This window comes from Gilliamella sp. CG35, assembly GCF_046635745.1.
Classification (GTDB): domain Bacteria; phylum Pseudomonadota; class Gammaproteobacteria; order Enterobacterales; family Orbaceae; genus Gilliamella; species Gilliamella apicola_I.
The window spans coordinates 18,607-31,121 of record NZ_JBIDFH010000017.1 but is presented as its reverse complement, the minus strand read 5'-3'; the positions used below and the strand labels follow the sequence as shown (position 1 = coordinate 31,121).

The following is a 12,515-nucleotide window of genomic DNA, read 5'->3' as shown; positions in this document are numbered from 1 at the left end:
TTACCAAAAGGACATCACCATGCTTTTAAAAAAACTTTCTGTGCTTGTGAGTACATTATTGATATCTTGCATGGCTTTTTCTGCTCAAAATCAACAAGATATCAATAAAACTGACAAAGTAATGAAAGCTTTTTTAGCATGTGATAATCAATTCTTTAAGCAACTCGCTTTATACAAAGATGATTTTAATCAATATGTTGACTTAGCCACTGCTGATAATGTGACCTATATTCCTGTCGAATCTATCGAAAGTCATGATAAAAACAAAGTGATGTTTAAAAAACCGTTTCAATATCGTGGGTTAACCATTTCGGGTTATCAAAATGTCTACCTTTCTACCACCGCATCAGGCCAATTTTATTACTGGGGATTTATTGTTGATAATGCCATTGACGATGTAAAAAACGCATTAGATACTCTCCATTGGTCTAAATTCAATGCACAAATTTATACTGCAAATACTAAAATTTTTGATACCCAATCTCATTCTCCTAATTGGCAGGATAATCCTTATTCTATAGACGGTGTGCTTCCTAAAATTGGCACTATTGAAAAATCACTTTATTTAGAACCGATTTCTGACAAACAAAGCTTGGTGTCGTGCTCGATTCAAGGTGATGTAGACAAACAGATTCTTTATGTTACAAGACCAGATATAAAACCAATTTTTAAAAAAATGGAACTTGAACGTAAACAGAAGTTAAAACTAGATAATAAACAGAAAGAAATAGAACAAAAAAGACAATTTCAACCTCAAGTTAAGCCTAACCAAAGCTTAAAAAATAATTAAAAAATGGAGATGAAATTTAATGAAAAAATTAGGAATACTGTTATTTCTTTTTTCTTTTTCTGTACTAAGCCTTCAGGGAGTAACAAAAAATAAAACGGAGGTGAATAAAGTTGACTTTAATAAAGAGTATCAAAAATTAAAAGATGCCAGTATTGGAGAGCAATTTATTTCAATCAATAAAAGTTATGAAAGAGATTCGGTCGGTTACACTTTTATAGATAAAAATTCGGTCAGATTGCATCCGTATAATAAAAACATTCGTCAATTTAATAAAGTGACTAATTATATACCTTCTCTTAACTATGAACAGATTAATGGGAATAAAGTACCTTATCATTCAATGGTTATCCAAGAATTTGCGAATTGCGATAAAATGGAAATTGCCGAAGGCAAGATACAAATTTATGCAAACTATTTTGGTGACGGTAAATTGATTTCTGAAAATCAGTTAGTAAACCGTTGGGTTGCAACCAATCCAGGAACTGATATGCGGGTGTTACTGGTTATTGCCTGCTCGTTACCCCTTGTGAATTAGTCACAAACTTTGTGCATTGCATTTAGGCGTACGGTAGCGAAAAATAGACGTTTATGCTAATATTCTGGCATTATTTTTAACGAATTGATGACAATGAAATGAATATTACGCAATTTCACATTCTAACAGAACAATTATTTAATAGTATTGAACTTTTTTTAGATAACTACGCTCAAGAACATGATGTCGATATTGATTATGAAACTAATGGTAATGTGATTACAATCAGCTTTCCAAATGGCAGCAAAATCATTGTCAATACTCAAGAACCGCTTTATCAAGTTTGGTTAGCAACCTCAAAACAGGGTTATCATTTTGATTATCATGATCAGCAGTGGATTTGTAACCGAAGTGATCAAATCTTTGAAACGATTTTTTCTGAAGCAGTAAAAGAACAAGCAAGCTAATTAAATAAGCAGTTAAAAAAGGGATCTTACAATACTTTATTAAGATCCCTTTTCAGCTTCAAACAATATTCATTTTTTTGCAGGTATAATCAAAGTAGGGTTAAATTGGCTAATTTAATCACTAACCATTTGATTCCTTCGTTAACAAATGCGATTTGAACGCGTCGATGATCCCCTTCACCATCAAGATTGATTATTGTGCCTTCACCAAACCGATGATGTTTAACTTTTCTGCCTAATGTATAACCATCACTTTCACGACTTTTATCCAGATAAGATTGTCTACGATTTTGCTGAAATTGCTTTTCTTGACTTAGATTATCTAATTTGCCTTCAGGAGGCGCAAAGAATCCCCGATAGCTAATTTCGTTTAACCTGTCGACTGGCAATTCAGCTAAAAAGCGAGAAGGTAAATTACGCTCTTCACGACCATAAAGGCGTCTTAACTCGCATAGCGATAAGGTTAAATGCTTGCGTGCTCGTGTTATACCAACATAAGCAAGGCGTCTTTCTTCTTCCATTCTGTCGATTTCTAGTGCTGAACGTTGCGCCGGAAACAGTCCTTCTTCAAGACCGACAATGAAAACATTATCAAATTCAAGTCCTTTTGCGGCATGTAATGTCATCAATTGGACTGAATCTTGTTCTTTTAGCACGTCTCGGCTTTCTAACGAAGTATAAGCTAAAAATGATTCAAGCACGGTTAAGGTCTGACCGGTTTCACTATCTTCAATCACGGTATTTTCATTATTACGATAAAACTGTTCAGCCGCCGACACTAACTCTTCAAGATTTTCAAGTCGAGATTGTCCTTTAATGCCTGGCTCTTGCTCATACATTTGTTGAATTCCAGACGATTTTATCAGGATATCGAGTTGTTGATAAAACGGCATTTGCGCAACTTCATCATAAATTGATCCCATAAGTTCAAGAAAACGACTTACTCCAGATCGCTGCCGTTCGGTTAATCCATTCATTTGAATTAACATTAAACACGCATTCCATAATGAAATATTATTTTGTTTGGCTGTTAATCTGATTTTATCAAGGGTCACATTACCAATACCCCGCGTTGGCGTATTCACCGTTGCTTCAAATGCCATATCGTTATCGTGATCATGCAAAAGCCGTAAATACGCAAGTGCTAATTTGACTTCTTGCCGCTCATAAAACCGGATCGAACCATAGATCTGGTAAGGTAACCCAGCTTGTAATAACGTGTCTTCAAACAGTCGGGACTGCACATTATTGCGATATAAAATGGCACAACTGGAATATTTTTCACCAGCATCATGATATTTTTTTATCTGCCCAATAACAAATCTGGCTTCATCAATATCATTGAAACCAACATAAAGAGAAATCTTTTCGCCTTCATTGCGTTCTGTCCACAAATTCTTACCTAATCGATTCTGATTTTTAGCAATAAGTTGATTAGCGGCATCTAAAATCGTACTGGTTGAACGATAATTTTGCTCTAATCGAATAATTTCAGTTTCGGGAAAATCATGAATAAAGAGTTGTAAGTTATCGGCATTTGCACCACGCCAACTATAGATTGATTGGTCATCATCGCCAACAATCATGACATTAGCTGTTGTGCCCGCTAATTTTTTTACTAAAGAATATTGTATATGATTCGTATCTTGGAATTCATCAATTAAAATATTTGAAAAACGATGTTGGCAGTAACTTAATACATCTTTATCACTGCACAATAATTCATAAGCACGTAAAATAAGCTCCGAAAAATCAACATAGCCTACTCTGTCACAAATCGCTTGATAGTCATTGTAGATAGTCTGCCACATTATCTGTTTAGGATCTTCAGGTATCAGATCTTTAGCGCGTAAGCCCTTCTCTTTTTGATTAGAGATAAAACTTGCACACTCTTTTGCCGACCACTGTTTTTCGTCAATTTTTAATTCACGAAAAATCCGTTTGATCAGACGGATCTGATCTTCCGTATCGATCAATTGAAAATTGGATGGGAGTTTAGCTTGCTGAGAGAACATGCGTAATAAACGATGCGTTAACCCATGAAATGTTCCAACCCACATACCATTAAAATAACCTTCACCAATCAGATGCTGTATACGCTCTTGCATTTCAGCCGCAGCTTTATTGGTGAAAGTGACGGCAAATATGGAATGAGGCGAATAATGTTTTTCCATACAGAGCCATGCAATACGGTGAACTAATACCCGTGTTTTACCACTGCCAGCCCCTGCAAGAACAATAGTGTATTGATTATCAGTGGTCACCGCATCTTTCTGCTCGGTATTAAGGTCGTCTAATAATGATTGTCTGTTTTCCATTATGTTAAAACCTGTTGTCATCATAGCAATTCTTGATAGGTTTTGAATTTAAACCTAGTATCAATCAATTCTTTTCAGTTAATCTGTCGTGTTTAGGTTGTCATCAAAAAGGATGTAAAGATAGGCGTTTTTTTAAAGCAATTGATGATGATCGTGTAGCTTACTGTCTATTTATACATATTTAAAATAAATTATAGCAGATTATCCAGTTCTGATAAATGATTGATTTCAATATGTGGTAAACATTTGGCATCAGCAAGATGATAAATATCTTGACCATAAATATTAATCCAACAAGCTAATAAACCATTATTTACTGCGCCGTTAACATCTGTTAATAGATTATCACCGATATGTAAAACGTGCTTTGCTGGTACGGCTAACTTGTTAACTGCCAAATCGAATATCTCAGGAAAAGGTTTAGAACGACCATCCGCCCCACCTCGAAGCGAAAATTGAAAGTAATCTCCTAATCCTATTTTATGAATATCCACATTGCCATTTGTGATCACCGCTAAGGGTATTTTACTGGCAAGTGTTGCCAATAATTGATGCGTCGATTCAGTGATTTGCATTTTATGACGCCAAAAGTTAAAGCACGCCATAGATTGCTGAACGATATCATCAATGTTAAATGTGGATACACCCATTTTAAGGAGTAGAGATTTAATCGTTTCGATTCGCCAAATAACCACATCGTGATAGATTTCGGGATTTAGGGCTAATACCTGTTGTTTTTCATTATGAAGATCTGACAAGGTGATATTTTTTAGCTGTTCATGTTGTCTTAAAGACTTGATGATTTCATCTTCAGCTTTTTCAACAATCATGCTGTTGTCATATAACGTATCATCAAGATCAAATGTCATTGCTTGAATGCGGTTAATTGATCGGTAAAAACGCATTACTTTCTTCCTCTTTTTGCTCTTGGATGCGTCGAATCATAAACATCAGATAAGTGTGAAAAATCAAGGTGGGTATAAACTTGAGTTGTAGACAAATCAGCATGCCCGAGTAACTCTTGTACTGCACGCAGATCTCGACTGGATTCTAACATATGCGTTGCAAAAGAGTGACGCAATTTATGCGGATGAACATGTGAACTTAATCCCTGTTTGATCCCCCACTCAGCAAATCTTTTTTCAACATTTCGTGGGGAGATTCGACGACCTAATTTTGATATAAATAAGGCATCATCTTGAGGTTCTAATAAGTTACGCATGGATAACCAGTGTTGGATCCATTTAATCGATTCTCTACCTAATGGTAATTTCCGTTCCTTATTTCCTTTCCCCATTACCCGAATTTCCCCCTCTTTTAGGTTTAATTCACGGCAATTTAGATTCACTAATTCTGACAAACGTAATCCGGATCCATACATAACTTCAAGCATTGCCCGATCACGTACAGATAAAGGATCGTTATATTCAATGTCCAGTAATTGATTTATCTCGTCAATATCAATATTTTTAGGCAGATGTTGACCGATCTTAGGATTTAAAACGCCACGAGCAGGATTTGCGCTGATCAATTGATTCTTGACCATCCAATCACAAAAGCTCCGCAATGCCGATAACCTTAATGACAAGCTTCTTGCTTGTAACCCTGCTTGTTTACTTCTACCAATTAATAAGCGCACCGCGGATGAATCGAGATCTTGCCAGTTAGCAATTTCGACTGTTTTTGCTAATTCAATAATGGCATAGAGTTGTCGACGATAATTAATTTGCGTGTTTAAACTGAGTTGTCTTTCGGATTTTAAGTAGTTTAAAAATTGCTCAACGGGTTGGGTTAATAATGATAGTTGTTCTTGATTAGACTGAATCATCATTAGTCCTTATTTTGTTCGCATAATCCACTTTTCAATCAAGATCGGTAATAACTCACTTATTTTTTCCAACAAGAGTGTCCCTTGACCTGCTTGATAATGATGTGGATTTGCACTGGTAAAAATCAAGATGCCCAAATCACCAAATTTTCCTAATAGCGATAAAGCAACTGATCCAACATAGTTATGTTCCGGTAATAAAAAATCTAATTCCGTCGAATTTAATGTACCTAAATACTGATGGCTATACTGCAAATGACGAACACGAATAAAATCAAATTGTGAAGAATTCAGCGCCAAATAGTGATAATTTGATGGCGCACTAAGTAGCCATTTATCGTCAAAAAGGTAGAGATAAGCGCCGTTCAGTCCCAATGATTTTGCCCATGAATTAAGTGACTGAATTAATTCATTGAGGTCTGAGGTTTGAATCAATTTCAGTTGAAGATCCATCAATTGGCTAAACAACTGCTCATTCGCTGTGGCATGTTCCATTAATAACGTTATTTCAGACTCAAGTTGCTTTATTTTATTTCGTTGCCTTGCCATGTGCCATTCGGGTAATGAGATGACGCCACGCACGGGATGAGGAATTTGCAAACTTTCAATCTGGTTGGCATTGCGAATAAAAAAATCAGGGTTATTGATAATATACTGACTGACCACTTCATCATTTAATTTGAGTGGTTTAGTTTGAGTTTGACTGTTTTTAGTTTTTAAATTCCGCGTGTTTTTTACAACCATAGTTAAATTCTTTATTCATTTGTTAACATTTTAAAGATAGACTCATTTAATATTCAAATATGCGAACTGGGATTTTTATTGACCCACGCTACAAATTAATTGCCAAATAAGCACTATTTTAAAAAGAGATAAAACCGTCATAAACATGTGTTGCCGGCCCCGTCATAAAAAGTGGTTGATTTTCGCCTTTCCACTCAATCAGCAACTTGCCACCGGGTAAATTGACATTCACAGTCGAATTTAACAAGCCTTGATTAATTCCTACCGCGACCGCTGCACACGCACCAGTCCCACAGGCTTGGGTTTCACCCACTCCACGTTCGAATACGCGCAAATTGATGTTATTACGATCAATAATATGCATAAATCCAATATTAGCCCGTTCAGGAAAACGTTCATGTTGCTCTAATAATGGCCCTAGCGTGCTCACTTGAGCAGTTAAGATATTATCGACTTGTATTACACAGTGTGGATTGCCCATTGAGGCAACTCCACATAAAATGGTTTGTTCTTGTGCTCTGATAATATAGGTCTTTTCTTCTTTAATCGCTTTAAAAGGTACTTTATTTGGCTCAAAAACAGGTACCCCCATGTTCACTCGAACGGTTTCATCATCGTTAACGGTTAAGACAATGTTCCCTTTCATGGTACTGACTTTTAACACGCGCTTTTTGGTCAAACCTTTCAAACGAACAAAACGCGCAAAACAACGTGCACCATTACCACATTGCTGAACTTCTGTCCCGTCCGAATTAAAAATACGATAGTGAAAATCGCTATCAGGTGAATAAGGGGGTTCAACAATCAGTAGCTGATCAAACCCTATACCGGTATATCTATTAGCCAGACGCTTAATTAAATCCGGAGACAGATGAACATTTTGCGTTACCGCATCAATAACCATAAAGTCATTTCCCAGTCCATGCATTTTTGAAAAGTTCATCATCATCTACCTTTTATCATCAAAGATTACTATATCTTGAATAATTGTTTATTGATTCGTTTGAACTAAAGAACGTCATAAACAACTTATTAAGATTCATCATTCTTGTTTAACCAGTTATAACTTATACATCAATGGATAGCTAGAAGACGTGTTCTCCACGCCATAAGTCGTCAAACGTTTCGCGTTGACGAATTAACTTATGCTGTTGTTGATCAATCAGCATCACTTCTGCCGGGCGTGGATGGCTGTTGTAATTTGAAGCCATGCTAAACCCATAAGCACCTGCGCTACATATCACGACTAAATCATCTTGTTTGACAGATAGCTCACGTTGATAAGCAAGTACATCACTTGATTCACAAATCGGCCCAACAACGTTGTATATAAAGGTTTTATCTTCTGCTTGTTGCTCTTTTTCGGGTAATATACGCATCCAAGCTTTATAAAGCGCTGGACGAATTAAATCATTCATCCCCGCATCAACTATTGCAAAATGGTTATCATCTTGATGTTTAGTGTATTCCACTTTCGTAATGAGTAAACCTGCATTAGCCACTATTGAACGCCCCGGTTCAAATATTACTTCGAGATCAGGATAATGCGCTAATTTTTTCAATAATTCAGTCACCAGTAGCGATGCCGTTGGTGGTTGCTCATCATCATAACAAACGCCTAACCCGCCACCTAGATCAATATGTTGTATCTGAATATTTTCTGATTTTAATTTATCAACTAATAAAAGTATACGTTCAGCGGCATCTAAAAACGGCGATAATTCGGTAAGTTGCGAGCCGATATGGCAATCAATGCCAACAATGTTAATATTGGATAATGCTTTTGCTTGACGGTACACCTCAATCGCTAATTGATAACTAATACCAAATTTGTTTTCTCGTAAACCCGTTGAAATATAAGGATGCGTTTTTGCATCAACATCGGGATTAATTCTTAAAGATATAGCAGCGACTTTACCAAGACGTTTTGCAACATCATTGATTCGATACAATTCTGCTTCTGATTCTACATTGAAGCATTTTATACCTACTTGTAAAGCTCGTTCAATTTCGGTAATGGATTTCGCCACTCCCGAAAAGACAACTTTTTTGGGGTCTGCGCCCGCTTTGAGTACTCGTTCTAGCTCACCTTGTGAAACAATATCAAACCCTGAGCCTAACTTAACTAACAACTGTAATACCGCTAAGTTACTATTCGCTTTAACCGCATAACAAATTAAGTGTTTACGATGAGTAAGTGCATGCTTGTAAGCTAAAAACTGCTGAGTGATATAGTCAGCAAAATAAACATATAAAGGGGTACCATATTGTTTGGCTAAATCATCAATAGCAATCTGATCAGCCAATAAATGACCATTTTGATAATGCAAAAAATTCATTGTTTCTTTCCTAATTTAAGCAACTTTATTTATTATTTGTTCTTGATTCAAACTATTCATAGTTGATTGGTCTGTTTGATTATTGGATGCTTCTGTAGGATGATATAAAGGCCCTTTTAGACCGCACCCCACAATAGATAGAATGAGCAAAAACATCGAAAGTAATTTTATTAATGATTTCATATAATATTCACAATATTCTAGATTTTTATGATAACGACTATATTACACGATAGCCCTAATCGTGCAAAGCGCTAATAATAGGTTTGCCAAAGAACAAGGCAAAATCTAAAGTCAGGGAATTTGATAATAATTATGCTATAATTAAACTTTTTAATACGACAGGAAACAAGATGGAATCAACAAATCACTGCCCTACCTGTGGATCAGAATATACTTATCCCGACGGTAATTTAATTGTCTGCTCAATGTGTGCTCATGAGTGGGATCCTAATCAAGCAACGACTGAATCATCTCAACGTGAAGTGAAAGACAGCAACGGTAATTTATTAGCGGATGGTGATGATGTATTATTGATTAAAGACCTTAAATTAAAAGGTTCATCGACTGTGCTAAAAAAAGGGGCAAAAGCGAAAGGGATTCGTTTAGTCGACGGTGATCATGAAATTGATTGTAAAATCGATGGCATGAAAATTATGCTTAAAGCCTGTTTTGTCAAAAAAGCTTAATGCATTGAATGCTTCATCTTTTTTCATAAGATGAAGCGTTGATTCACAATCAAATCATGTTTGATTTTATATTGAATTAAATATAGGAAATCCTGCCTGTTCGCCGATTGCCTTTAATCTGTTTTGAGCTGTGATAATATTTTCTTTCCATTTATCATCTTTTGCCCACATCTCAATGACTAACGGTGCGGAATAGTTCATCATTTTAAGTGTTTTAAATATGGCCAGAAAATCAACCTCACCTTCACCAATGACAAGATCTCTAAATTGTCCTGAATAATTCTTTTTCACTTTTAAGGTGTCTTTCAGATGAATTTGGACGATATGATCACGACTTAACAATAGCTCAGTACATGTATCGTAGTTCCAACCCGTAATATTTCCAACATCAGGATAAGCCATGAAGTAAGGGGAATTCACTTCCCGTTTTAAAATTTCAAATTTACTGAGTGAATTTAGGTAATTAGTATCCATAATTTCAACTGCCAACATTATCCCAACTTTTTCCGCTTGTTTAGCTGACCATTGCATACCTTCAATAAAACGTTGGTGAGTCTTGTTATTGGCTGGTTCATAATAGACATCATACCCTGCTAACTGAATCACTCGTATTCCAAGCTTATAAGCCAAACGAAGCGCTTTATTCATGATGTCTTTTGCTTGGTTGCGGACTGTTTCATCTGCTGAGCCAAACGGATATTTACGATGTGCACTTAAACACATTGAATGTAGTGGTATTTGATTTTGCTCACATAATCGTTTTAATGCATAGATTTCGTCATCAGACCAATCGAGCCTTGCTCGACGCTCATCAGATTCATCTATTGATATCTCAATAAAATTAAATCCTAATGATTTTGCTTCCTGCAATTTTTGTTGCCATGAAAGTTCATTAGGCAATGCTTTTTCATAAATACCAATATGATTGGTCTGTAGTGTGGGATCGATTGCAAATGTTGACATAGTTAAAACCTGCTCATATCTTTATTATTTTAAAAATGCAGTCGCCGTAACGACTGCAATCTATCACTTACCAATATTTTGCTATTTGCTCTCTTAATGCTTGAGCCGTTTTTTTACCATTTTCATTGGCAAGAGCTCGACCAGCAATGAAGGCTTTGGTTTTAATGCCAGCAAACAAGTGGATATCTTCCGGTACAATTCCCCCTGTGATTGAAAGCTCTAGTCCTAAATCTGAAAGCTGACGCATTTTAACCAAATCCTCCTCCCCCCAACCTACGCCAGCTAATTCCGCATCTCGAGAACGGTGATAAATTGCCTGTTTAATACCCAATTTACGCCAAGCTTTCGCATCTTCTAATGTCCAATGCCCATACAATTCGATTTGGATTTCGCCTTTAAACTCATCGGCGACTTTCTTACATGCTTCAACCGTGGCTATGTGCGCAGCTGCCGATACAGTTAACCAATTAGCGCCAGCAGAAAAAGCCATTTTTGCTAATATTGCTCCGCCATCGGTGGTTTTTAAATCACAGACTAAAATATGATCGGGATAAAGTTGTCGTAATGTTTTTACACTTTCCATGCCTGCCCCAAACGCAAGAATAGTGCCGACTTCAATAATGTCGACAAATCCTGACACATTTTTAGCAACATCTAATGCCGGTTTTAATTCAGTTTGATCTAAGGCGATTTGTAATTTAGGTGCTGTCATTTTTATTTCCTTGTTCATTTTATTTTTGACCGTAATAAGCGTTTGCGCCATGTTTGCGAAAATAGTGCTTATCAGATAAGGTTTGTTGTATTTTAATGGTTTGATTGAGTTGACGAGTTGCAATTGCCATCATAGCGACTTCTTCCAGTACCACAGCATTATGTACGGCATCGATAGCATTTTTTCCCCAACAAAATGGAGCATGTCCAGAAATCACAGCGCCAGGCATGGCTTTTGGATCGACGCCTCGACGTTTGAACTCCTCAATAATGACAAGTCCTGTATTTTTTTCATAATCGTTCGCAATTTCACTATCAGTTAACCGACGAGTACAAGGTACATCACCATAAAAGTAATCGGCATGCGTTGTGCCTAAGGCTGGGATGTCTAACTCTGCTTGAGCCCAAATGGTGGCATAGCGCGAATGGGTATGGACAATGCCACCAATATTTTCAAATGCTTTATAGAGTTCAAGATGAGTGGCTGTATCACTGGACGGATTGAGTTTACCTTCTACAATTTCCCCTGTTAATGAAAGTACAACAATGTCATCTACAGTCATCGCACCGTACTCAACACCTGAAGGCTTTATGGCAATAACGCCTTTTGTGCGATCAATTTCTGATACGTTGCCCCAAGTAAAAGTAACCAGATTATATTTAGGTAACAGTAAATTAGCGTGTAAAACCCTTTCTTTTAAAGCTTGATACATAAACTAGCCTCCATTTAAAGCCCGATCAATGACTGCATAGACATCTTCTTTACTGTGACAACGTCTTAATTTATCGAGATCAACACCTGTTGCGCTATTTTCATCATCTAAAATTTGTGTCACTTCCATTAACCCTTCCATATGTTGATCAGACGTACTTCCGGCTAAGGTGACAAGCACATCAACCGGTTCATCTTCTCCGTCAAAATAAACCGGTTTTTTTAAGGTTACTAAGGCAAAAGCGGTACGATTGACACCATCTTCAGGTCTGGCATGCGGCATAGCCAGATTAGGCGCAATGATAATGTAAGGTCCCATGGATTTTACACAACGGATAATGGCATCGTGATAAGATGGTTCAATGGCTTTTGATGCTACTAACATATCGGTTCCAAGCTTGACCGCATCTTCCCAATTTGCCGCTTCTGCGCTGAGTAATATTGAGTTATTTTCAATTAAAGATTCTTTGAAAGCCATA

15 protein-coding genes are annotated in these 12,515 nt (G+C 36.6%); 4 read left to right on the top strand and 11 right to left on the bottom strand.

Going from position 1 to position 12,515, the window contains the following annotated elements; all coding sequences use genetic code 11:
• The first annotated feature begins 19 nt into the window (after window positions 1-19).
• The 3 genes from ACGH4F_RS08505 to cyaY all read left to right on the top strand — a co-directional run bounded on the left by ACGH4F_RS08505 (window position 20) and on the right by cyaY (window position 1,732).
• Entirely contained in the window at window positions 20-790 is a 771-nt protein-coding gene (locus ACGH4F_RS08505; RefSeq protein WP_411590858.1) for a hypothetical protein, read from the top strand.
• Between the two features lie 19 nt (window positions 791-809).
• Window positions 810-1,325 carry a surface-adhesin E family protein gene (locus ACGH4F_RS08500; RefSeq protein WP_267351411.1) on the top strand — a complete coding sequence of 172 codons (516 nt, stop codon included), beginning with the start codon at window positions 810-812 and terminating at the stop codon, window positions 1,323-1,325.
• Between the two features lie 98 nt (window positions 1,326-1,423).
• Complete coding sequence (gene cyaY, locus ACGH4F_RS08495) at window positions 1,424-1,732, top strand: iron donor protein CyaY (protein ID WP_411590856.1); 309 nt, start codon at window positions 1,424-1,426, stop codon at window positions 1,730-1,732.
• A gap of 89 nt (window positions 1,733-1,821) precedes the next feature.
• Here the strand turns inward: cyaY and uvrD are convergent, their stop codons facing one another.
• From uvrD to lptM, 7 genes are all read right to left on the bottom strand, one after another.
• Window positions 1,822-4,050 (bottom strand): DNA helicase II, encoded by a 2,229-nt coding sequence (uvrD, locus tag ACGH4F_RS08490; protein WP_411590855.1) that lies wholly within the window; start codon window positions 4,048-4,050, stop codon window positions 1,822-1,824.
• A 191-nt stretch (window positions 4,051-4,241) separates the two neighbouring features.
• Window positions 4,242-4,955, bottom strand: coding sequence for a 5-amino-6-(5-phospho-D-ribitylamino)uracil phosphatase YigB (gene yigB, locus ACGH4F_RS08485; protein WP_267361267.1), 714 nt, complete (start codon window positions 4,953-4,955; stop codon window positions 4,242-4,244).
• Window positions 4,955-5,878 carry a tyrosine recombinase XerC gene (gene xerC / locus ACGH4F_RS08480; protein ID WP_065559259.1) on the bottom strand — a complete coding sequence of 308 codons (924 nt, stop codon included), beginning with the start codon at window positions 5,876-5,878 and terminating at the stop codon, window positions 4,955-4,957. Before xerC ends, yigB begins: the two co-directional genes overlap by 1 nt.
• Before the next feature lie 9 nt (window positions 5,879-5,887).
• Entirely contained in the window at window positions 5,888-6,622 is a 735-nt protein-coding gene (locus ACGH4F_RS08475; RefSeq protein WP_267361265.1) for a DUF484 domain-containing protein, read from the bottom strand.
• A 118-nt stretch (window positions 6,623-6,740) separates the two neighbouring features.
• Window positions 6,741-7,565 (bottom strand): diaminopimelate epimerase, encoded by an 825-nt coding sequence (dapF, locus tag ACGH4F_RS08470; RefSeq protein WP_267351401.1) that lies wholly within the window; start codon window positions 7,563-7,565, stop codon window positions 6,741-6,743.
• 142 nt (window positions 7,566-7,707) lie between these two features.
• Complete coding sequence (gene lysA, locus ACGH4F_RS08465; protein ID WP_411590852.1) at window positions 7,708-8,961, bottom strand: diaminopimelate decarboxylase; 1,254 nt, start codon at window positions 8,959-8,961, stop codon at window positions 7,708-7,710.
• A 15-nt stretch (window positions 8,962-8,976) separates the two neighbouring features.
• Window positions 8,977-9,144, bottom strand: coding sequence for an LPS translocon maturation chaperone LptM (lptM, locus tag ACGH4F_RS08460; RefSeq protein ID WP_411590850.1), 168 nt, complete (start codon window positions 9,142-9,144; stop codon window positions 8,977-8,979).
• A 170-nt stretch (window positions 9,145-9,314) separates the two neighbouring features.
• On the opposite strand from lptM, the gene ACGH4F_RS08455 reads away from it, so the two are divergent.
• A complete protein-coding gene (locus ACGH4F_RS08455; RefSeq protein WP_220216805.1) occupies window positions 9,315-9,650 on the top strand; it encodes a zinc ribbon domain-containing protein YjdM in 336 nt (111 codons plus the stop codon).
• Window positions 9,651-9,716: 66 nt separating this feature from the next.
• On the opposite strand, the gene ACGH4F_RS08450 is transcribed toward ACGH4F_RS08455, so the two are convergent.
• The 4 genes from ACGH4F_RS08450 to ACGH4F_RS08435 form a co-directional block, all read right to left on the bottom strand.
• Window positions 9,717-10,613, bottom strand: a complete 897-nt coding sequence (locus ACGH4F_RS08450) for an L-ribulose-5-phosphate 3-epimerase (protein WP_411590848.1) — start codon at window positions 10,611-10,613, stop codon at window positions 9,717-9,719.
• Between the two features lie 67 nt (window positions 10,614-10,680).
• Complete coding sequence (locus ACGH4F_RS08445; RefSeq protein ID WP_267361259.1) at window positions 10,681-11,325, bottom strand: 3-keto-L-gulonate-6-phosphate decarboxylase UlaD; 645 nt, start codon at window positions 11,323-11,325, stop codon at window positions 10,681-10,683.
• 19 nt (window positions 11,326-11,344) lie between these two features.
• The gene (locus ACGH4F_RS08440) at window positions 11,345-12,037 is read right to left on the bottom strand and encodes an L-ribulose-5-phosphate 4-epimerase (RefSeq protein ID WP_411590846.1); all 693 of its coding nucleotides are present in this window, start codon (window positions 12,035-12,037) and stop codon (window positions 11,345-11,347) included.
• Window positions 12,038-12,040: 3 nt separating this feature from the next.
• Complete coding sequence (locus ACGH4F_RS08435) at window positions 12,041-12,514, bottom strand: PTS sugar transporter subunit IIA (protein ID WP_267351391.1); 474 nt, start codon at window positions 12,512-12,514, stop codon at window positions 12,041-12,043.
• Window position 12,515 lies beyond the last annotated feature (1 nt).

Bases quoted from the DNA above. Each gene is read 5' to 3' on its own strand.
- ACGH4F_RS08505 (WP_411590858.1), top strand. From the start codon at position 20: ATGCTTTTAAAAAAACTTTCTGTGCTTGTGAGTACATTATTGATATCT.
- ACGH4F_RS08500 (WP_267351411.1), top strand. From the start codon at position 810: ATGAAAAAATTAGGAATACTGTTATTTCTTTTTTCTTTTTCTGTACTA.
- cyaY (WP_411590856.1), top strand. From the start codon at position 1,424: ATGAATATTACGCAATTTCACATTCTAACAGAACAATTATTTAATAGT.
- uvrD (WP_411590855.1), bottom strand. From the start codon at position 4,050: ATGGAAAACAGACAATCATTATTAGACGACCTTAATACCGAGCAGAAA.
- yigB (WP_267361267.1), bottom strand. From the start codon at position 4,955: ATGCGTTTTTACCGATCAATTAACCGCATTCAAGCAATGACATTTGAT.
- xerC (WP_065559259.1), bottom strand. From the start codon at position 5,878: ATGATTCAGTCTAATCAAGAACAACTATCATTATTAACCCAACCCGTT.
- ACGH4F_RS08475 (WP_267361265.1), bottom strand. From the start codon at position 6,622: ATGGTTGTAAAAAACACGCGGAATTTAAAAACTAAAAACAGTCAAACT.
- dapF (WP_267351401.1), bottom strand. From the start codon at position 7,565: ATGAACTTTTCAAAAATGCATGGACTGGGAAATGACTTTATGGTTATT.
- lysA (WP_411590852.1), bottom strand. From the start codon at position 8,961: ATGAATTTTTTGCATTATCAAAATGGTCATTTATTGGCTGATCAGATT.
- lptM (WP_411590850.1), bottom strand. From the start codon at position 9,144: ATGAAATCATTAATAAAATTACTTTCGATGTTTTTGCTCATTCTATCT.
- ACGH4F_RS08455 (WP_220216805.1), top strand. From the start codon at position 9,315: ATGGAATCAACAAATCACTGCCCTACCTGTGGATCAGAATATACTTAT.
- ACGH4F_RS08450 (WP_411590848.1), bottom strand. From the start codon at position 10,613: ATGTCAACATTTGCAATCGATCCCACACTACAGACCAATCATATTGGT.
- ACGH4F_RS08445 (WP_267361259.1), bottom strand. From the start codon at position 11,325: ATGACAGCACCTAAATTACAAATCGCCTTAGATCAAACTGAATTAAAA.
- ACGH4F_RS08440 (WP_411590846.1), bottom strand. From the start codon at position 12,037: ATGTATCAAGCTTTAAAAGAAAGGGTTTTACACGCTAATTTACTGTTA.
- ACGH4F_RS08435 (WP_267351391.1), bottom strand. From the start codon at position 12,514: ATGGCTTTCAAAGAATCTTTAATTGAAAATAACTCAATATTACTCAGC.